The organism is Methylobacterium sp. BE186, from assembly GCF_031457035.1.
Classification (GTDB): Bacteria; Pseudomonadota; Alphaproteobacteria; order Rhizobiales; family Beijerinckiaceae; genus Methylobacterium; species Methylobacterium segetis.
Genome location: NZ_JAVDVV010000009.1, coordinates 42528 through 62287, shown reverse-complemented (window position 1 = coordinate 62287; position 19760 = coordinate 42528). Strand labels below are relative to the sequence as shown.

The 19760-nt window shown below is 71.7% G+C and carries 20 protein-coding genes and 1 pseudogene; 11 read left to right on the top strand and 10 right to left on the bottom strand.

Annotated features, from left to right (window positions below; all coding sequences use genetic code 11):
* Positions 1 to 74: 74 nt before the first annotated feature.
* The 3 genes from J2X36_RS12020 (at position 75) to J2X36_RS12010 (ending at position 3163) form a co-directional block, all read left to right on the top strand.
* Positions 75 to 2009 (top strand): PAS domain-containing sensor histidine kinase, encoded by a 1935-nt coding sequence (locus tag J2X36_RS12020; RefSeq protein ID WP_310349928.1) that lies wholly within the window; start codon positions 75 to 77, stop codon positions 2007 to 2009.
* A 26-nt stretch (positions 2010 to 2035) separates the two neighbouring features.
* A complete protein-coding gene (locus tag J2X36_RS12015; RefSeq protein ID WP_310349926.1) occupies positions 2036 to 2743 on the top strand; it encodes a peptidoglycan-binding domain-containing protein in 708 nt (235 codons plus the stop codon).
* Between the two features lie 78 nt (positions 2744 to 2821).
* On the top strand, positions 2822 to 3163 hold the full coding sequence (locus J2X36_RS12010; RefSeq protein WP_310349924.1) for a DUF1491 family protein: 342 nt from the start codon (positions 2822 to 2824) through the stop codon (positions 3161 to 3163).
* Positions 3164 to 3263: 100 nt separating this feature from the next.
* On the opposite strand, the gene dgcA is transcribed toward J2X36_RS12010, so the two are convergent.
* Positions 3264 to 4259, bottom strand: a complete 996-nt coding sequence (gene dgcA, locus J2X36_RS12005) for an N-acetyl-D-Glu racemase DgcA (RefSeq protein WP_310349922.1) — start codon at positions 4257 to 4259, stop codon at positions 3264 to 3266.
* A complete protein-coding gene (gene dgcN, locus J2X36_RS12000) occupies positions 4256 to 5281 on the bottom strand; it encodes an N-acetyltransferase DgcN (protein WP_310349920.1) in 1026 nt (341 codons plus the stop codon). The genes dgcA and dgcN overlap by 4 nt, the downstream gene beginning before the upstream one ends.
* 229 nt (positions 5282 to 5510) lie before the next feature.
* Here dgcN and maiA point away from each other — a divergent pair, with 229 nt between their 5' ends.
* From maiA to J2X36_RS11980, 4 genes are all read left to right on the top strand, one after another.
* Complete coding sequence (gene maiA / locus J2X36_RS11995; RefSeq protein WP_310349918.1) at positions 5511 to 6155, top strand: maleylacetoacetate isomerase; 645 nt, start codon at positions 5511 to 5513, stop codon at positions 6153 to 6155.
* Between the two features lie 133 nt (positions 6156 to 6288).
* Positions 6289 to 7620 carry an NAD(P)/FAD-dependent oxidoreductase gene (locus J2X36_RS11990; protein ID WP_132254680.1) on the top strand — a complete coding sequence of 444 codons (1332 nt, stop codon included), beginning with the start codon at positions 6289 to 6291 and terminating at the stop codon, positions 7618 to 7620.
* An 81-nt stretch (positions 7621 to 7701) separates the two neighbouring features.
* Positions 7702 to 8013 (top strand): EthD family reductase, encoded by a 312-nt coding sequence (locus tag J2X36_RS11985; protein ID WP_310349915.1) that lies wholly within the window; start codon positions 7702 to 7704, stop codon positions 8011 to 8013.
* 8 nt (positions 8014 to 8021) lie between these two features.
* Entirely contained in the window at positions 8022 to 8339 is a 318-nt protein-coding gene (locus J2X36_RS11980; RefSeq protein ID WP_132254678.1) for a hypothetical protein, read from the top strand.
* A 21-nt stretch (positions 8340 to 8360) separates the two neighbouring features.
* On the opposite strand, the gene J2X36_RS11975 is transcribed toward J2X36_RS11980, so the two are convergent.
* The 3 genes from J2X36_RS11975 to J2X36_RS11965 form a co-directional block, all read right to left on the bottom strand.
* On the bottom strand, positions 8361 to 11597 hold the full coding sequence (locus tag J2X36_RS11975) for a PAS domain-containing protein (protein WP_310349912.1): 3237 nt from the start codon (positions 11595 to 11597) through the stop codon (positions 8361 to 8363).
* Between the two features lie 62 nt (positions 11598 to 11659).
* A complete protein-coding gene (locus J2X36_RS11970; protein WP_310349910.1) occupies positions 11660 to 12931 on the bottom strand; it encodes an O-antigen ligase family protein in 1272 nt (423 codons plus the stop codon).
* 157 nt (positions 12932 to 13088) lie between these two features.
* On the bottom strand, positions 13089 to 14072 hold the full coding sequence (locus J2X36_RS11965) for a GTP-binding protein (RefSeq protein WP_310349908.1): 984 nt from the start codon (positions 14070 to 14072) through the stop codon (positions 13089 to 13091).
* A gap of 280 nt (positions 14073 to 14352) precedes the next feature.
* Between J2X36_RS11965 and J2X36_RS11960 the strand changes: the two genes are divergently transcribed.
* Together J2X36_RS11960 and J2X36_RS11955 are read left to right on the top strand one after the other, a co-directional pair.
* Entirely contained in the window at positions 14353 to 14799 is a 447-nt protein-coding gene (locus J2X36_RS11960) for a DMT family transporter (protein ID WP_310349906.1), read from the top strand.
* Between the two features lie 121 nt (positions 14800 to 14920).
* Complete coding sequence (locus J2X36_RS11955) at positions 14921 to 15148, top strand: hypothetical protein (protein ID WP_132254673.1); 228 nt, start codon at positions 14921 to 14923, stop codon at positions 15146 to 15148.
* A 5-nt stretch (positions 15149 to 15153) separates the two neighbouring features.
* Here J2X36_RS11955 and arsB read toward each other — a convergent pair whose 3' ends face one another.
* From arsB to J2X36_RS11940, 3 genes are read right to left on the bottom strand one after another with little or no spacing between them, the layout of a single operon-like run.
* A complete protein-coding gene (gene arsB / locus J2X36_RS11950) occupies positions 15154 to 16218 on the bottom strand; it encodes an ACR3 family arsenite efflux transporter (protein ID WP_310349904.1) in 1065 nt (354 codons plus the stop codon).
* 10 nt (positions 16219 to 16228) lie between these two features.
* The gene (arsC, locus tag J2X36_RS11945) at positions 16229 to 16657 is read right to left on the bottom strand and encodes an arsenate reductase (glutaredoxin) (protein ID WP_310349902.1); all 429 of its coding nucleotides are present in this window, start codon (positions 16655 to 16657) and stop codon (positions 16229 to 16231) included.
* Positions 16654 to 17010 carry a helix-turn-helix transcriptional regulator gene (locus J2X36_RS11940; protein ID WP_132254670.1) on the bottom strand — a complete coding sequence of 119 codons (357 nt, stop codon included), beginning with the start codon at positions 17008 to 17010 and terminating at the stop codon, positions 16654 to 16656. Before J2X36_RS11940 ends, arsC begins: the two co-directional genes overlap by 4 nt.
* Before the next feature lie 47 nt (positions 17011 to 17057).
* Between J2X36_RS11940 and arsH the strand changes: the two genes are divergently transcribed.
* Positions 17058 to 17810, top strand: coding sequence for an arsenical resistance protein ArsH (gene arsH, locus J2X36_RS11935; protein WP_310349900.1), 753 nt, complete (start codon positions 17058 to 17060; stop codon positions 17808 to 17810).
* A 54-nt stretch (positions 17811 to 17864) separates the two neighbouring features.
* Here the strand turns inward: arsH and J2X36_RS11930 are convergent.
* A pseudogene (locus J2X36_RS11930) lies at positions 17865 to 18050 on the bottom strand (YjbQ family protein); the annotation flags it as partial.
* A complete protein-coding gene (locus tag J2X36_RS11925; RefSeq protein WP_132254668.1) occupies positions 18038 to 19000 on the bottom strand; it encodes a LysR family transcriptional regulator in 963 nt (320 codons plus the stop codon). The gene J2X36_RS11925 and the pseudogene J2X36_RS11930, both read right to left, overlap by 13 nt.
* Before the next feature lie 91 nt (positions 19001 to 19091).
* Here J2X36_RS11925 and J2X36_RS11920 point away from each other — a divergent pair, with 91 nt between their 5' ends.
* Positions 19092 to 19751 (top strand): SDR family NAD(P)-dependent oxidoreductase, encoded by a 660-nt coding sequence (locus J2X36_RS11920; RefSeq protein ID WP_310349897.1) that lies wholly within the window; start codon positions 19092 to 19094, stop codon positions 19749 to 19751.
* The last annotated feature ends 9 nt before the right edge of the window (positions 19752 to 19760 follow it).

Below are 19760 nucleotides of genomic sequence, written 5' to 3'. Positions count from 1 at the left end.
CGAACGTCAGGCTCAGTCGTGTGAAGTCGAGCGAAGGGGCGCGGAAAGGCCGGGAAGGCTATACCGCGCTGCGCGTGCCTGTATTGCGTATCCACACAGCCTTGACCACGCTCGTCGACGCGCGCCTCGCCGGCCTCGTCCACGAGTCGGTGATCGACGATCCCGGCGTGCGCTTCCGGCACGAGCGGTTCCTCGTCTCCCGGCTCGCCACCGGCGCGGTGATGATGGCGGCGCTGCCGCCCTACCTGCTCTGGCGCGGCGTGCCCTCGGGCATCGAGACGCTGGCCATCGCGAGCCTGTTCCTGCCCCTCTTCGCCGCCCTCCTGCTGTCGCGCACAGGCTCGCTCTGGAGCGCGCACGCCCTCTCCTCCGCCGGGCTGACCGGCCTCGTCGTCTGCGTGGCCGGCATGACCGGCGGCGCGAACTCGGCGGCCGCGATCTGGCTCGTGGCGATCCCGCTGGAGGCGGTCGTGTCCGGCTCGCGCCGGGCGACGGCGGCGGCCGCGTTCATCGCGATGCTCGGCGCCATCGCCGTCGCCTGCGGCGGCGCCTGGATCGCGGGGGCGCCCACGGTCGGCTGGTCGGCCGAGATCGCGATGCCCGTCTTCGCCATCACCGCGATCGGCCACGTGGCGGCGCAGGCGCTGGAGCACATGCGCAACGAGGGCAAGTGGCGGGCGCGGATGCGCGACAACGAGGCCCGAGACCGGATGCTGCTCTCGGCGATCGACGACCTCGTGACCTGGCACGACTGCAACGGCCGCGTGCTGGAGGCGAGCGCCTCGGCGTCGCGCTTCGTCGGCGCCGACGCCCTGCGCCTGCGCGGCCACGGCCTGCTCGACCGGGTCCACGTCGCCGACCGGCCGGCCTTCCTGCAGGCGATCAGCGACGTGGCCGCGCTCGGCCGGCCCGCGACCGTGCCCTTCCGCCTGCACCTCGAACCCGGCGCCGCCCGCGAGGACGGGGCCCGCATCATCCACGCCGAGATGCGCGCCCACCGCATCGCGAGCGAGGAGCCCGGCCTCCCGCCGACCGTGGTCGCCGTGACCCGCGACGTCTCCGAGCACCGCCGCCACGCCGCCGAGTTGGAGCGCGCCCGCGCCGAGGCCGAGCGCGCCGACGCGGTGAAGAGCCGCTTCCTCGCCAATGTCAGCCACGAGCTGCGCACGCCGCTCAACGCCATCATCGGCTTCTCCGAGGTGCTCGCCGGCGAGGGCGCGGTGACGCTCGGGCCGGAGCGGGCGCGCGAATATGCCGGCATCATCGGCGCTTCCGGCCAGCACCTCCTCGACGTCGTCAACACCCTGCTCGACATGAGCCGCATCCAGAGCGGCAATTTCGACTACCAGCCCGAGACGATCGACGCGGCCGCCCTCCTGCGGACCTGCTGCGACCTGATGCAGCTCCGGGCCGACGCGGCGGGCGTGACGCTCGTGCGCAGCGGCTCCGCGCAGGCCGTCGAGATCACCGCCGACCCCCGCGCCTGCCGCCAGATGATGATCAACCTGATCTCGAACGCCGTGAAGTTCACGGGCTCCGGCGGCCGGGTCGAGGTGGGCCTGCGCCCCGTCGGCCAGCAGCTCCAGGTCGTCGTCGCCGACACCGGGATCGGCATCCGCGAGACGGACCTGCCGCATCTCGGCACGCCCTTCTTCCAGGCGGGCGGCGGCGGCTACAAGCGCGCCCACGAGGGCACGGGCCTCGGCCTCTCCGTGGTGCAGGGCCTCGTCGGCCTGCACGGCGGCACCATCGCCATCGAGAGCGCCGAGGGCGAGGGCACCACCATCACGGTGACGCTGCCGCGCGATTGCCGCCGCGGCAATCCGGGTGGGGCGCCCGCGCCGATCACCACCGCCGTGCGCCGCCTGGCGCCGGCGCCCGCGCGGGCCGAGCCCGCCCTGGTGCGGCTCCCGCTCGGCCTGTTCGACGCCGGGCCGGCGCCCGCCGAGGCGATCGGGCTTCCCGAGGCGGTCGGCCGGGTGGCGCCCCCGCTGCGGCGGGCGGGATGAGCGGCGGCATGCGAGGGGAGCACGGGATGCGCGACAGCCAGAGGCCGCGGGACCCCCGCGAGATCACCGTGGCCGGAGAGGGCCGCCCCGCGGCCGGCGCGCGCCGCCGCGCCGCCGACCGGCCGCCGCCCGGCGAGATGCGCGCCGCGCTCACCGCCTTCGCCCGCGGCGTCGGCTCGGCCTGCCGGCGGCATCCCGGCGAGATGGCCGGATCGCTCCTGGCGGTCGCCGCCGCGGGCTATGTCGCGGTGAACGCGCTCGGCCTGCAGCAGGGCCGCCACCCGGCGCCGATCCTGCCGAAGGTCGCCGCCCGAGCGGAGCCCCCCGTGAAGAAGGCGGCAGCCGCCGAGCGGCCGGCCCCGGACAAGGCTGCGGCCGCCGCCGAGGGAGCCCGGGAGGCGCCGCGGCCCGCCAGGGCCGCCGAGGCACCGCAAAAGCGCGACGCGATCGGCGACCTGATCCGCTCGGACGAGACCACCGCCTCCGTGACGCCGAAGGCCGACGCCAAGGCGGAGACGAGGGCGGACGTGAAGGCGGACCGCTCGGTCATGCAGGCGCAGCGCGCCCTCCTGAAGCTCGGCTACGGCCCGCTGAAGGCGGACGGGATGATGGGCGCCAACACCCGCGCCGCGATCGAGAAGTTCGAGCGCGACCGCAAGCTGCCGGTGAAGGGCGAGGCCGCGGGCCGCACCCTGCGCGAGCTCGCCGCGCGATCCGGCCTGCCGCCGGGCTGAACCCTCCGCGGACGGTTGCCAGGCGCCGCCGTCTCGCGCATGCGGAAGGCTCCCGCCGCCCCGCTCCGCGAGACCGCCATGCCGCGCCTGCGCTCCGATTTCTTCGTCTCGGCCCAGATCCGGCGCCTCGACGTCGCGGGCATCCCGGCGGTTCTGCGCCGCCGCGGCGCGGCCGAGGCCGGGGCGATCTTCGTGAAGGTCGACCGGCTCGACGGCTCGGCCGACCTCTACGGGCCGGCGCCCCAGGCGCTCTTCGACGCCGAGACCTCGGGGGACCGGCGCTTCGCGCAGCTGCTGGCGGGCGCAGAGCCCCTCGCCGTCGAGGAGCGCCTCGCCAGGGAGGCCCGCTTCGACGACGACCTCTGGATCGTCGAGATCGACGACCGGCAAGGCCGGCATTTTCTGGATCTGGCGGAGTGAGCCCGGGCCAGACCTCCGCGATCGGGCAGGCGCGTCGGAGATCGGGGCCGGTCCCTTCGGGAGCGCAGGAACCCGGCGCGACCTCATCGCCCGAGGTGCGTCACCCCCACAATTCCGCCTCCGGCGGGTGGATCGTGCTGCCCTCGAAGAGCAGGCCCGGCTCCCGGTCGCGGGCGAGCAGCAGGGGGCCGTCGAGGTCGACATACGCGGCGTGGTGGGCGAGCAGCATGGCCGGCGCCATGGCGAGCGAGGTGCCGACCATGCAGCCGACCATCAGGGAGAGGCCGCGCGCGCGGGCCTCGTGGGCGAGCATCACGGCCTCGGTCAGCCCGCCCGTCTTGTCGAGCTTGATGTTGATGGCGTCGTAGCGCTCGGCCACCGCGTCGAGGCCGGCCCGGTCGTGCAGGCTCTCGTCGGCGCAGATCGGGATGGGGCGCGGGATGCGGGCCAGGAGATCGTCCTCGCCCGCCGGCAGGGGCTGCTCGATCAGGCCGATTCCCGCCTCGACGCAGGCCGCGAGGTTCGCCGCGATGGTCGCCTCGCGCCACGCCTCGTTGGCATCGACGATGAGGCGGGATTCCGGCGCGCCGCGGCGCACGGCGGCGATCCGCTCCGGGTCGCCCTCGCCGCCGAGCTTCACCTTGAGGAGGGGGCGGTGCGCCGCGGCGCGGGCGGCCGCCTCCATGCTCTCCGGGCTGCCGAGGCTCAGCGTGTAGGCGGTGGTGGCAGGGCCGGGCGCCGAGAGGCCCGCGATCTCCCAGGCCGGGCGCCCGGCGAGCTTCGCCTCGAGGTCGAACAGGGCGCAGTCGAGGGCGTTGCGCGCCGCGCCCGCCGGCATCCGTTCGAGGAGGTCCGTGCGGGTGAGGCCGGAGGCCACCGCCTCGGCCTGCGCGCCGATCAGGTCGGCGACGCTCTCGACGCTCTCGCCGTAGCGGGCATAGGGGACGCACTCGCCGCGGCCGGCCAGCGTCCGCCCGCCCTCCTCGCAGGCGATGCTCGCCACCACCACCACGGCCTCGGTGCGGCTGCCGCGGGCGATGGTGAAGGCGCCCGCGATCGGGAAGCGCTCGACGGCGACGGAGAGGCGGCGGCTCACGCGGTCGCTCCTGCGGTGGAAAATTCGGCGACCAGACGGTCGACGAGGCTGTCGACGCCGAAGCGCACCGGGTCCGTCGCCGGCAGATCGTGCTCGGCCGCGATCGCCTCCAGGATGCGGCGCGCCTCGTCCTCGGGCAGGGCCTGCGTGTTCACGGCGATGCCGACCGGGCGGATGCCGGGATTCGTCAGCCGGCCGAGCCGGATCGTCAGGTCGATCACCTCGATGATCGCCGGCAGCGGGTGCTCGACGCCGCGCATCTTGGTGCGCGTCGGCTCATGGCAGACCACGAAGGCGTCGGGTTGCGCCCCGTGCAGCAGCCCGAGGCTGACGCCGGCGAAGGAGGGGTGGAACAGGGAGCCCTGCCCCTCGATCAGGTCCCAATGGTCCAGGTCGGCGGCGGGCGCAATCCACTCAACGGCGCCCGAGATGAAATCGGCCACCACGGCGTCGATCGCCGCGCCGCGGCCCGAGATGAAGACGCCGGTCTGACCCGTGGCGCGAAAATCCGCGTCGAGGCCGCGCGCGCGCATGCCGCGCTCCAGCGCCAGCACCGTGTACTTCTTCCCCACCGAGCAATCGGTGCCGACGGTGAGCAGGCGCCGTCCCGGCCGCTTCGTGCCCTTGCCGGTGGCGAAGGTCTCGGTGGTGTGGCGGACGTCGTGGAGCCGGCGCCCGTGGGCCTTGGCCGCCTCCGCGATGGCGGGGACGGAGCCGAGGCGCACGTGCAGGCCGCTCGCCACGTCGAGGCCAGCCTCGAGCGCCGCGACGATCTCGGCCACCCAATGGTCGGGCAGGGTTCCGCCCGCGTTGACGACGCCGATCACCATCGTGCGGCAGCCGCGCTCCACCGCCTCGGCGAGCGTCAGGTCGGGAATGCCGAGATCGGCCGCGCAGCCGGGCAGGCGCAGCTGCCCGACGCACCAGTCGGGGCGCCAGTCGACGATGCCGTAGGCGGTCTTGGCGGCGAGGCGGTCCGGCACGTCGCCGAGGAACATCAGGTAGGGGGTGTCGATCTGCATCGGTCTCGCTCGCCCGAGGACGCCCGCTTCGGGGTCCCCGCCTCTATGCGGGATCGCGGGCGCGAAGGCCAATGCAGGTTGCCGGCCAGGGGCTTCGGATTCCCCGCCCGCGCCCGAAATCGCGCGCGCCGAAATTGCGCCATCGGCTTGAGCCGCGGGCGGCAAGATGGCAATCCGGATCTGCCGAAAGGTCCCGGGTCGCGGGCGTCGGTGGAGGGCTCATCCCCGCATGAAGATGTACGGCAACTGGCGCTCGGCCGCGGCCTTCCGGGTGCGGATCGCGCTCAACCTCAAGGGCATCCCCTACGAGGAGACCTTCATCGACCTCGACGCGGGCGACCAGCACGCGCCGGATTTCCGCCGGATCAATCCCCAGGGGGCGGTCCCCGCCCTGTTCGACGGCGAGGGGCCGCCGCTGACGCAGTCGCTCGCGATCCTCGACTATCTGGAGGAGACGCATCCCGCGGTGCCGCTGCTCCCGGAGGATCCGCGGGCCCGTGCCCGGGCGCGCTCGCTCGCGCAGGTCGTCGCCTGCGACACCCACCCGCTCTACGTGCCGCGGGTGCGCAATTACCTGATGCAGGCCTACGACCTGCCGAAGGAGCGGATGATGGGCTTCGTGCGCCACGCCTTCGAGACGGGGCTGACGGTGCTGGAAACCCGCCTCTCCACGGAGGACGGCACCGGGCGCTACTGTCAGGGCGACCGGGTTAGCCACGCCGACCTCTGCCTCGTGAGCCTCTGGGTCGGCACCGGCATCTTCGGCGTCGCGCAGGAGCCCTACCCGACGGTGCGGCGCATCGCCGAGACCTGCCTCACGGAGGAGGCCTTCGCCAAGGCCCACCCGCTGCGCCAGCCGGGCGCGCCGGCCTGAGGCGCGACGCGGGACCGGATTGGAATTTTTCTCAAACTCGTGCCTAGGCTGGCATCGGCCTCGCATCGCGGCGCGGCCGCGGATGGACGGGGCGGCCGAGCCTGCCGCACGCTGGAACGGGACGGGAGTGCGTATGGTACCGGGCGAGAACGAGGTTGGCCTTCACCGGATCGTGGTCGTCGGCGGGGGCGCGGCCGGGCTGCAGCTCGCGACGAAGCTCGGCGAGAAGCTCGGGCGCCGCCGCAAGGCGCATGTCACCCTGGTCGACCGGGCGCGGACCCACATCTGGAAGCCGCTCCTGCACGAGGTCGCGGCGGGCAGCCTCGATGTCGGCCACCACGCCGTCGACTATCTGCACCACGCCCACGAGCACCATTTCCGCTACCGGATCGGCGAGATGACGGGGCTCGACCGGGCCAGCCGCACGATCCAGCTCGCGGCGAGCCTCGATGCGGAGGGGCGCGAGGTGACGCCCGTGCGCTCGATCTCCTACGACACGCTGGTGATGGCGGTGGGCTCGACCACCAACGATTTCGGCACGCCGGGGGTGAAGGACCACGCCATCGCCCTCGACACGCAGGAGCAGGCGGTGCGCTTCCAGCAGCGGCTGATCAACGCGATGCTGCGGGCGCACACGCAGACCGGGCCGGTCCGGCCGGGCCAGCTCCACGTCACCGTGATCGGCGCGGGCGCGACGGGCACCGAGCTCGCCGCCGAGCTCCACCGCACCACCCGCCAGGTCGCCTCGACGGGCCTCGACCGGATCGACCCGGCCAAGGACCTCAAGATCACCCTGGTGGAGGCGGCCGAGCGCATCCTGCCCGCGGTGCCCGCCCGCCTCTCGGGCGAGGTGATGGCCCTCCTCGACAAGATCGGCGTCGAGGTGCGCACGAATGCCCGCGTCACCGAGGTGCGGGCGGACGGCGTGCAGCTCGCCGACGGCGGCTTCATCCCCTCCGAACTCGTGGTCTGGGCCGCGGGCGTGAAGGCGCCCCCCTTCCTGAGCGAGATCGGCGGCCTCGAGACGACGCGCACCAACCAGCTCGTGGTGACGCCCACCCTGCAGACGACGCGGGACCCGGACATCTTCGCGATCGGCGACTGCGCCTATCTCGTGGAGCCGGGCACGAACACGCCGATCCCGCCCCGCGCCCAGGCCGCGCACCAGCAGGCGAGCTACCTGATCAAGCAGATCCCCAACAAGATGGCCGGCAAGGCGCTGCCGCCCTTCAAGTACCGGGATTTCGGCTCGCTCGTGTCCCTCGGCGAGTACTCGACGGTCGGCAACCTGATGGGCTTCATCCAGGGGAAGAACATGTTCATCGCCGGGCTGTTTGCCCGGATGATGTACCGCTCGCTCTACAAGATGCACGAGCAGGCGCTGCACGGGACCTGGAAGACCGCCCTCGACGCGCTGGCCCGCGCCCTGACCCGGCGCACCGAGCCGCGGGTGAAGCTGCACTGAGCGCGCTCCTCCCCCCGTTCGTCCCGCCCTATCTGTCGTGAGGGCGCCGGCGCGGACCGGCGCGACCACGAGGAAACGACCATGATCCTGATCAGCGTCCTGTACCCGGGCGGCGCCGGCACGAAGTTCGACATGGACTATTATCTCGGCCACCACATGCTGCTGGTGCGCGAGCGCTGGCGCCCGCTGGGCCTGCACGAGGCGAAGGTGGTGCGCGGCACCGGCACGCCGGACGGCGGCCCCGCCCCCTATCAGGTGATGGCGCTCCTCACCTTCGACTCGGCGGACGCCTTCAAGGCCGCCGTCGACCGGCACGGGGACGAGATCTTCGGCGACATCCCGAAATTCACCGACGTGCAGGCGGTGGTGCAGCTCAACGACTTCCCGGAATAGACGCGGGCATGATCGACATCATCAAGCAGATCCAGGAGCGCAATCCCGCGCTCGGCTCGACCATCATCGTGCTGCGCCCCGATTCCCGGGCGCTCGCCGAGCCGGAGCGGCTGACTCCGGAGGCGGCGGCCTGGATCGCGGAGCGGGCGCCCGGCGCCCGCCTCTCGCGGGAGACGGTCCTGCTCGCGCCCTATCCCGGCGGCGTTCCGGCCGAGCGCACCGTCACGGTGCTCGCCTTCGCGGATTCGACGCATCTCGCCGCCTTCGCGACGGCCTGGACGGCCGACCCGGAGCCGGAGGAGGCGGACGAGGCCGCCCCGGCCTGAGGGACGGACCGCGGCGCCCCGTCAGGCCGCCGCCTGCAATTCCCGGATCGCGGCGAGCGTCGCCGTCCGCAGGGTCTCCAGGCGGCGCAAGGGCACGACGAGATCGGCCCCCGAACCGGCCGCCGTCTCGATCTCCCGGCAGAGGACGGAGAGGCCCGTGAAGCCGAGGACGCCGGCCGCCGAGACCATGGCGTGGGCGTCGTGGGCGATCTGCGCGCGGTCGGTCTCGCCGGGGCGGAAGCGCTCGCCGAGCTCGCCCGCGAGCAGGGACAGCAACCCCTGGAGGCGCACCGGCCCGATATTCTCCTCCAGGGTGGCGAGCGCGGTCCGATCGATCGCCGCCGCCGCCGCCCCGTCGTCGCCGCGCCCGGGGCCGGACCAGCGCGCGATCGTCGCGAACAGGTCGGCGCGCCGGAACGGCTTGCCGACATGATCGTCCATGCCGGCCTCGCGCAGGGCGGCGATCTGCTGGGGCAGGACGTTGGCCGTCATCGCCACGATCGGCACGCCGCGGGCCGGCGAGGCCAGCGACCGGATCCGCCGCGTCGCGGCGAGGCCGTCCATGCCCGGCATCTGCACGTCCATCAGGACGAGATCGTAGCCCGTCCCCGCCTCGGCCTCCCGCTCGACCGCGGCGACCGCCTCCGCGCCGTCGCCGGCCACGTCGACACGGAAGCCCTGCGCCTCGAGCACGGAGCGGGCGAGTTCCTGGTTGATGAGCACGTCCTCCACGAGGAGGATGCGCAGGGGCACCCCCTCGCGCGCCGGCGCGACCGGCCCGGACAGGGACGGCGCCTCCGCGGGTCGCGCCTCGCCGCGGGGCAGGCTGAGGGTGAACCAGAAGGTGGAGCCCGCGCCCTCGCGGCTCTCGACGCCGATCTCCCCGCCCATCAGGGTCAGGAGGTGGCGGCAGATGGCGAGGCCGAGGCCGGTGCCGCCGAAGCGCCGGCTGATCGAGCCGTCGACCTGGCTGAAACGCTTGAAGAGGCGCTTCTGGTGCTCGGGCGCGATGCCGATGCCCGTATCCGTCACCTCGAAGCGCATGCGCTCGCCCGCCGGCCCGATGCCGCAATGGCGGACGTTGAGGGCGACGGAGCCGGACGGCGTGAACTTCACGGCGTTGTTGAGGAGGTTGAGCAGGACCTGCCGGAGGCGCTGCGCATCGCCGACGACGTAGTGCGGCAGGGCGGCATCGAAATGGGCCTCGATCCGGAGCCCGCTCTTGAGGGCGCTCCCGCGCACGATCGCGACCGTGCTGTCGATGAGCGGCAGCAGCGCGAAGGGCACGGGGTCGAGGCTGAGCTGGCCGGCCTCGATCTTCGAGAAGTCGAGGATGTCGTTGACGATGGTGAGGAGCGCGGTGCCCGAATCTTGCACGAGCTCCAGGCGGCGACGGCCCTCGGGGCCGAGATTCGGCTCGTCGAGGAGGAGGTCGGCGTAGCCGATGATGCCGTTCAGCGGCGTGCGGATCTCGTGGCTCATCGCGGCAAGGAACTCGCTCTTGGCCGCGCTCGCCCGCTCCGCCTCCTCGGTCGCGGCGCGCAGGGCGGCCTCCGCGCTCTTGCGCTCGGTGATGTCGAGATGGAGCCCGACCATCCGGTAGGGCTGGTCGTCGGCGCCGAACAGGGTGCGGCCCCGTGCGTAGATCCAGCGCTCGCCGACGCGGAACTCGGTGGCGTAGGTCGTGCGGGTGTCGATCGCGCGGCGCACCGCCTCCCAGGCCCCCGGCGCGTCCTCCGGGTGCAGCAGCGCCGTCCATTCCGCCGTGGTGATGCCGCGCGTCTCCCAAGCCTCGGGCAGGCCGTACATGCGCAGGCTCTCCGGTGACAGGAGGCTGAGACCGCTGCGCATGTCGAAGTCCCAGGTGCCGGCATCGGCCGCCTCGAGGCCGATGTGGAGGAGGTCGCGCGCCTCCTCCTCGGCGATCCGGGCGGTGACGATGTCGTCGATGTCCAGCGCCGTGCCGAGCCACTCGACCGCGCCCCCCTCCTCGCCCGGGTGGTGCACGGGCGTCATCGCGAGCTTGTGCCAGCGATAGGCGCCGTCGTGCCGGCGCAGGCGCCACTGCCCCGAGAACCCCTCCCCCGTCGTGACGGCGCGGCGCCAGGACGCCTCCATGGCGGACGCGTCCTCCGGATGGTTGCGGGCGATGCGCGCCGCCCGGGCCGTGCCGAGCGGGCCGTAATAGGCCTCGAAGCAGGGATTCGCGTAGGTCGCCTCCCCGTCCGCCGAGCGCATGGTCCAGACGAGGAGCGGCAGCGTGTCGGCGAGGCTGCGGTAGCGGATGTCGCTGCGGCGCAGCTCGGCCTCCGCCCGGCGGCGCTCCGTCACGTCGATCAGGATGCCGAACAGGCTCTCGGGCTGCCCCCGCCCGTCGCGGCGGCAGGTGCCGCGGACGATCACGTTGCGGTAGGTCCCGTCGGTCCGCAGGATCCGCGCCTCGAACTCGAAATCGGCGCCCCCCGCGATGGCGTCGCCGACGAGGGCGACGAGACCGGCGCGCTCGTCGGGGTGATAGAGTTCCGAGAAGACCGAGAGATGGGGTGGTGCGCTGCCCGGGTCGCGGCCCGTGATGCGGTAGAGCCCCTCCGACCAGACGGGCTGCCCGTCGGCGAGGTCGACCCGCCAATGGCCGACATGGGCGAGCTGCTCGGCCATCGTCAGCAGCCGGTTCGCGTTGGCCTGCACCCCCTCGCGCCGCGCGATCTCGGCGGCCTGCTCGGTGATGGTGGCCTCGTGGGCGATGCGGGCCTCGACCTCGGTGCGGTGCCGGACGTTGGCCCGGTGCAGGCGCAGATGCGCGACCACGATGCAGGCGAGGTCGGCGAGCGCTGCCGCGTCGGCCTCCGAGAAGGCGCGGGGCTCCACGTCGATGAGGCAGAGGGCTCCGACCCGGATGCCGTCCGCGAGGATCAGCGGCGCGCCGGCGTAGAAGCCGAGGGTGCCCTCGCGGATCAGCGCCATGTCCCGGAAGCGCGGATCGCGGCGCAGGTCCGGCGCGACGAGGACCGCGTCGGTCTGGATCGTGTGGTGGCAGAGGGTCGCCTCGCGGGGCAGTTCCGACGGGACCAGGGCGCAGCCGGTCTTCAGCCACAGCCGGTCGGCATCGATCAGCGAGACGTAGGCCGCGCGGACCCCGAACAGGCGCTCGGCGGTGCGGCAGACGGCGTCGAAATGCTCCTCGTGGGGCGTGTCGAGGATCTGCAGATCGTGCAGGGCCGCGAGACGCTCCGCCTCGCCATGCAGCCTCGTCTCCACCGCTCCGCCCCGAATCAACGACATTCCCACTGAGCAACCTGTGCCGTGGACCACGGCGGAAATCAGCACACACTCCTGCGAGAAGTGCGGTCTGCCTGCCAGCGCAGGCGTGCCGTCTCCAGCGCCCATACCATCCCGAGCATCATGTAGACGTGGCGCCACTTCTCGATGTCGATCTGCACCGCCTGCACGAAGAACATCAGCAGGGCCGGCCAGACGATCTGCGCGTGCGCCCGGTGGGGCGTGTCCCGGGCCATCAGCCGGAAGCCCACGAAGCCCGTCGCGAGGACGAGGCCGAGGAAGGCGGCACCGCCGAGCCAGCCGCCATTGGCGAAGCTGCCGATGTAGGAATTGTGCGGCTCGAGGCCGAAGGTCAGGCGCCAGTGCATCGGCCCCATCCCCATCGGCATCCCGACGAGCAGGCCGATGCCGCGCAGCTGGTTGCCGAACCGGCCGGTCTCGCCCTCGTCGTAGGACTGGGTCATCGCGGCCCGCGTCTCGAACATCTGCGCCACGTGCTCGACCGAGAGGAGCGCCAGGATCGCCACGATGCCGAGGACGGCGGTGAGCAGCGTCAGCCCGACGATGCGGCGGCGCAGGCGCGGCGCGCCCGCGTAGACGGAGGCGACCATGACGCCGACCGCGACGGCGCTGCCGCCCCAGGACCCGCGGGAGAAGGAGAGGAAGATGCCCGCCAGGATGACGAGGAGGGCCGCGAGCGCCAGGACCGGGCGCCGCATGCTGCCCGTGAGCAGCCCGTGCATGAGGTAGAGCGCCCCGAGGGTGAGGAAGGAGCCGAACACGTTCGGATCCTGGAAGGTGCCCGAGGCCCGGCCGTATTTGTAGAACAGGTCCTCGATGCCGATGAGATCGAGGTAGCCGACGATGCCGAGCGACGCCGAGAACACGCAACTCGCCGTGTAGGCCTTGAGCGCCAGCTCCATGCGCGCGCCCGTCTCGTCCGAGAACAGCACCGCGAAGAACAGGCAGGTGGCGACGAGATAGGCGAGCTGGATCGTCCAGGTCAGGGGCACCGGCTCGTTCAGGTAGGGGATCAGCGCCGCGACGATGGCCGCGAGGTAGAGGAGGAGGAGGGCGGCGAGCGGCAGCACGCCGCGGTGCAGGCGCAGTCCGAGGCAGGCCCAGAGCAGCATGGTCGGGATCGCCACCACGTCGTAGGGCGAGGTCTCCGAGAAGGCGAAACAGGCGAAGAAGATGAAGGCGGCGAGCAGGGCGCTCGCGAGCCCGCGCAGGGCGGCGAGGACGGGCACGCCGGCCCAGGCGCCCGCGTCGGAGGACGCGCCGGCATGCGACGGGGCGAGGGTGGACGCCATGGGGCACGCGACTCCGCGGGCCCGATACGCCGGCCCGGCTCAGGGGAGCTTGGCCCGAAAGGGTTGATTTTCGGCTGACGGCGGGCGTCGTTCCCCCCTTGCGGGCCATCCCCCTCACGCATCCCCGGCGTCGCGGCTCGCGTGGGGCGCCTCCGGCTCACGCCCGGCAGGCGAGAAACCCGTCTCGGATGCCTGCGGCGTCGAGGTTGCGGCCGATGAAGACGACGCGGGAGACGCGCTTCTCGTCGGCGCCCCAATCGCCCTGCAGGTCGCCGTCGAGGATCATGTGAACGCCCTGGAAGACGAAGCGCTTCGGCTCGTCGGGGAAGGCGACGATGCCCTTGCAGCGCAGGATGTCCGGCCCCTGCTCCTGGGTCAGGTTCGAGATCCAGGGCATGAACTTCTCCGGATCGACGGCGCCGTCGAGGCTCGCCGAGACCGATTGGATCTCAGAATCGTGGTGATGGTGGTGGCCCTCCTCCAGGAACTCGGGCTCCACGTCGAGGATGCGGCCGAGGTCGAAGGCGTTGCGCTCCAGCACGGCGTCGAGGGGCACGGCGCAGTTCTGCGTGCGGTGGAGCTGGGCGTAGGGGTTGATGGCGCGGATCTCGCCCTCGACCCGGTCGAGGTCGGCTCCCGAGACGAGGTCGGACTTGTTGAGCAGGATCACGTCCGCGAAGGCGATCTGGTTCTTGGCCTCCGGCGCGTCCCTCAGGCGGTCGGAGAGCCACTTCGCGTCGGCCACGGTCACCACGGCGTCGAGGCGGGCGGCATCGCCGACATCCTGGTCGACGAAGAAGGTCTGGGCGACGGGGGCGGGGTCGGCGAGGCCCGTGGTCTCGACGATGATCGCGTCGAACTTGCCGCGCCGCTTCACGAGCCCGTCCATGATGCGGATCAGGTCGCCGCGCACGGTGCAGCAGACGCAGCCGTTGTTCATTTCGAACACTTCCTCGTCGGCGCCCACGACGAGGTCGTTGTCGATGCCGACCTCGCCGAACTCGTTGACGATGACGGCGTAGCGCTTGCCGTGGTTCTCGGTGAGGATCCGGTTGAGGAGCGTCGTCTTGCCCGCGCCGAGATAGCCGGTGAGCACGGTCACGGGGATCTTGGGCGCGGAATCGGTCGAGACGTCGGACATGGCAGCTCTTCGGTGCGGGCTCGGCCCGTGCGTCGGGCGGGGACGGGGTTGTTATATTGTGTCAGCGGCCGCGGATGGAAGGCGCCGGGCGCGGGCTCCGGGCCGGCGCGCGCCTTCCCCGACCGCTCGCCCGGGCATCGCCCTATCCTCATGCCTGGGCTGCATGGAATCCGCCATCCGGGGCATTTGACGGCATGGACCGGGGATGGTTGTCAGGGACCGTGCGAGCCCGGCACAGGCGGGGCGCCGCGGTGACTGCCCTCCGAAAGGCCCGAGGCCGATGCTCTCCGCCCTGCTCCCCCTCGCCCTCGCGGCTCTCGCCGGCGCCAGCATCGTCGTGCAGCAGGTGCTGAACGCCAACCTCCGGACGGCCCTGAACTCGGCCGCGTGGTCGGGCTTCACGAGCTACCTCGTCGGCGTGGCCTGCATGGCGCTGCTGGCGCTGGCGCTGCGCGACCCCCTCCCCTCGGCGAGCGTGGCGGCGCGGATCCCGTGGTGGGCCTGGAGCGGCGGCCTGTTCGGCGCGATCTTCATCGGCCTCGCCATCCTGCTCGTGCCGCAGCTCGGGGCCGCGACGTTCATCGCGCTCCTCGTCACCGGGCAGATGCTCGCCTCGGTCACCGCCGATCATTTCGGGTGGCTCGGCCTCGCCCAGCGCGCGCTCGATCCGCCGCGGCTCCTCGGCGTCGCGCTGCTGATCGGCGGCGTGCTCCTGATCCGCCGCTGAAGGCGGCTGTGGATCGGCCCGCCCCGGCGCGCTCGCCGGAAGCGCGCGGGCGCGTATTCGGCTATGCATCCTGCAAACAGCGAGGCCGCCCCGGTTCGGCCGACGCAACAGAGGGAGCGGGATGAGCGCCATTCTGGAGTTCGAGCGGCAGCAGCGCGACGCCAAGCTGGAGGAGGTGCGGCGCCTCGCCGAGGATCGTCCGGACGGGGCCGCCCGACGGGCGCACGAGGCGCTCACGCATGTCGTGCGCCTGCGCGCCTTCATCGCGGAAGGCCGGGTCCGGGCGCTCGAAGCCGGCTCCCACCCGCACAAGCCCTGCGGCGAGCCGCGCTATCCGGGCAGCAACTGAGGCGCTCAGGCCCGGCGAGCGGCCGGGGCGCGTTCCCCTCGATCCGGAAGGCCGCCTTCATACCAACCCTTCGAGCGGTTCACGATCCAGACCACCGTCAACATCACGGGAACCTCGATCAGCACGCCGACCACCGTGGCGAGCGCCGCGCCCGAGTGGAAGCCGAACAGGCTGATCGCCGCGGCGACCGCGAGCTCGAAGAAATTGGATGCGCCGATCAGCGCCGACGGGCCGGCCACGCAGTGCTGCTCCCCGGCCACCCGGTTGAGCAGGTAGGCGAGCCCGGCGTTCAGGTAGACCTGGATGAGGATGGGCACCGCCAGGAGCCCGATCACCGCCGGCTGCGCCAGGATCTGCTCGCCCTGGAAGCCGAAGAGCAGGACCAGCGTGGCGAGCAGCGCCGCCAGGGAGACCGGGCCGAGCGTCCCGAGCAGCCGGTCGAGGGCCGGCTGTCCGCCCGAGGCCATCAGGCTGCGGCGCACGACCTGTGCGATGCCGACGGGAATGACGATGTAGAGCATCACGGACAGCACCAGCGTGCCCCACGGCACGGTGATGGCCGAGAGCCCGAGCAGCAGGCCGACGATCGGCGCGAAGGCGACCACCATGATGGCGTCATTGAGCGCCACTTGGCTCAGCGTGAAGTGCGGCTCCCCCCGCGTCAGGTTCGACCAGACGAACACCATCGCCGTGCAGGGCGCCGCCGCCAGGATGATGAGGCCGGCGATGTAGCTGTCGATCTGCTCGGCCGGCAGGAAGGGCCGGAACAGGGAGCCGATGAAGAGCCAGCCCAGAGCCGCCATCGAGAACGGCTTCACCGCCCAGTTGACGAACAGCGTCACGCCGATGCCGCGCCAATGCCGGCCGACATGGCGCAGCGCGGCGAAGTCGATCCGGAGCAGCATGGGGATGACCATGAGCCAGATGAGGGCCGCGACGGGCAGGTTGACCTTCGCGATCTCGGCATCGGCGATCGCCTGGAAAACGCCCGGGAACCCATGGCCGAGCGCGACGCCCGCCACGATGCAGAGCCCGACCCAGACGGTCAGGTAGCGTTCGAAGGTGGACATGAGCCGTCTCTCAGGCGGTGGCGACGCGGTGGCCGTGCTCGTCGATGACGCGCTCGCCGTCCTCCTTGACGAACTCGCCCTGCTGCGCCGGCAGGAGGTCGAGCACGGCCTCGGACGGCCTGCACAGGCGCACGCCCCTGGGGCTCACCACGAGCGGGCGGTTGATCAGGATCGGGTGGGCCTCGATCGCGTCGAGGAGCTGGTCGTCGCTCAGCGACGGATCGGCGAGCCCCAAATCGGCGTAGGGGGTCCCCTTCTGGCGCAGGAGATCGCGCATGGAGATCCCGGCCCGGCCGACCAGCTGGCGCAGGAGTGCCCGCGTCGGCGGGGTCTTCAGGTATTCGACGATGTGCGGCTCGATGCCGGCATTGCGGATCATCGCGAGCGCGTTCCGCGACGTGCCGCAGGCCGGGTTGTGATAGATGATCACGTCCGTCACGCGGTCGCCCCCTGGGGTTGGCAGCACGGTCCGAGGGCGGCGACGGCGGGCGCACAGACCTCGGGATGGCCCTGGCAGCAATCCTTCATCAGGAACGCGACGAGGCTGGACAGCGCCGGGTAGGCGGCGCCGTAGATGATCGAGCGGCCTTCACGCCGGGAATGGACCAGCCCGGCATGCTCCAGTTCCTTGAGGTGGAAGGAGAGGTTCGACGTCGACACACCGACCGCGCTCGCCAGCACGCCCGCCGGGAGCCCCTCCGGCCCGGCCTTGACCAGCACACGCACCGCGCGGAGGCGGTTCTCCTGCGCGAGGGCCGCGAAGGCAGCCAGGGCTTGCGGTTCATCCATCATCGGTTCAATATTTCATTGCTTATTGAAATTTAGATGACGGCGAGCCCGTGGACAAGCCGAAGCCGCTCTTCACCGATGGGATCCCGAACCTCGCGGAGCCGGTCTTCGCGGTGCCGAGGCCCGAGCACCTGAAGCCCCGCGAGACGGCCACCCATGCCCCGCGCTTCCTGATCCTCTACGGCTCGCTGCGCGAGCGCTCGTTCAGCCGCTTCCTGGCCCACGAGGCGGCCCGCCTGCTGGAGCGGATGGGCGGCGAGGTCCGGATCTACGACGCCCACGGGCTCCCGCTGCCGGACGACGCAACGGCCGACCACCCCAAGGTGCAGGAGTTGCGCAACCTCTCGATCTGGTCGGAAGGCCAGGTGTGGGTCAGCCCCGAGCGCCACGGCAACCTGACCGGCGTCATGAAGAGCCAGATCGACTGGCTGCCGCTGAGCGAGGGAAGCGTGAGGCCGACGCAGGGGCGGACGCTCGCGGTGATGCAGGTCTCGGGCGGCTCGCAGAGCTTCAACGCGGTGAACGCCCTCCGGGTGCTCGGGCGCTGGATGCGGATGATCACCATCCCGAACCAGTCCTCGGTGCCGATGGCGTTTCAGGAATTCGACGAAGCGGGGCGGATGAAGCCGGGCCCCCTCTACGACCGCGTGGTGGACGTGTGCGAGGAGCTGATGAAGTTCACGCTGCTCACCCGCGAGCGGGCCGACTACCTCGTGGACCGCTACAGCGAGCGCAAGGAGCGCGCCCCGAAAGATTGGGACAGGATCGGCGCCGATCTCGGTCTCTCGACCTCGGGCCGCTGACGCTCCCCGAAGCCGCGCCGCTCCCCGAGAACCGGGCGCCCGGTCACGACCCGATCACGACCCGACCACATGGAGGGCGATCTCGCGCCGGTGCGGCCGGTCGCGGTGCTCGATCAGGTAGATCCCCTGCCAGGTGCCGAGCGCGAGGCGCCCGGCCCGGACGGGGATCGTCAGCGCCGCGTCCGTCACCATCGTGCGGATATGGGCGGGCATGTCGTCCGGCCCCTCTATGTCGCGGACACGATTTGATTCCTGCCGATCCCCGGCTCATGGCTCCACCCAGCCTTGATGGCTTTAGTGACCTCTTCAACGAAGACACGCGTCTTCGTCGGCACGAGATGGCCGGGCGGCAGGATCGCGTAGACGCCGCCATCCTCCTTCCCGCCCCAGCCCGGCAGCACCTCGACTAGCTTGCCGGCGCGGATTGCCGGACCGGCCAGCCAATGGGCTGTGAGCGTGATGCCAGCGCCGTCGATTGCCGCCATCAGCGGCACCTCGGAATGGTCGGCAATGAGCGAGCAGGCGGGACGTATCGTCCTGCGTGTCCCATCCTTCACCAGCGGCCAGTCCGGCCACGCAGCGTGGCCCGAGAAACCGAGGCACGCGTGATTCGGGAGGTCGGCCGGGGTCTGCGGCGTACCGTGGGCCGCGAGGTAGCTCGGCGCGGCAACGAGCAGGTTCCGGTAAGCGGCCAGCCTGCGTGCGGTGAGCGCACTATCCCGGAGACCTCGGGCACCCACCCGGATCGCGACATCGAACCCTTCCGCAACGACATCAACGAAGCGGTCGGTGAATCGTGCATCGATGCGAATCTGGGGGTGTCGAGCGAGGAAGGACGGCAGCAGCGGCGCGATCCACTGCCGCCCGAAGGTCAGAGGCAGCGATACCCTCACCAAGCCCTGCGGGCTTGCCGCGAAGTCGCTGGCTTCCTGGCTGGCGCTCGCCAGTTCATCGAGGAGTGCCTGAACTCGGCGGCAGTAGATCGCGCCGACCTCCGTCAGGGCGACGCGCCGTGTCGTGCGCGATAGCAGACGGACACCCAAGCGCTGCTCAAGCTGGCTCACGCGGCGCGACACCACCGATGCGTCCCGACCGAGCTTTTTGGCAGCCTCTGTGAAACTCCCGGTATCGGCCACGGCCACAAGAGCGGCCAGTTCCTCCAACCCGCCCGGCTCCAGTAATTCCTGCATCGTTCACACGAGTGAAATGCGGATGCACCGGATTAATCCAGCATCTCGCAGGGCGTACATGAAAGCCATCGAAACGTCGAGGAGATGAACGATGAAGACCTTCCTCAGCATCGGCGCTGGTCCCGGCATGGGCCTGGAGACGGCCGAGCGGTTCGCCCGTGAGGGATTCCGGCTGGTCCTGAGCGCCCGGAATGGAGCCAAGACGCAGGACCTGGCCGACCACCTGAAGGCGAAGGGCCACACCGTTGAGGTACGCACCGTGGACGCTGGCGACGCGTCGAGCGTGAACAGCTTGGTCCAGGGTGTTGAGAGCGACTTCGGCGGCATCGACGTGCTGCACTACAACGCCGCGACCATGCGGCAGGCGAGCCTCGCCGATCAACCGCGCGACACATTCAACAGCGACCTCGCCGTCAATATCGGGGGCGCGATGGCCGCCGCGCAGTCCGTCGCGCCGAAGATGGCTGAGCGCCGCTCCGGCTCGATCCTCCTGACGGGCGGCGGCTTCGGCGTGCAGCCACATCCCGACTATCTCTCGCTCAGCATCGGCAAGGCCGGCATTCGCGCCCTGGCCCAGGGCCTGTTCGAGAGCTTCAGGGAGAAGGGGATCCACGTCGCGACCGTGACGGTCGCCGGCTTCGTGAACGCGGGCTCTGAGGACGCCAAGGCGGTCGGCGAGCAGTTTTGGCAGTTCCACAGCCAGCCTGCCGGCTCGTGGGAGGTCGAGGTCGTCTATACTCCCAAGGGCTGACTGGCTCGC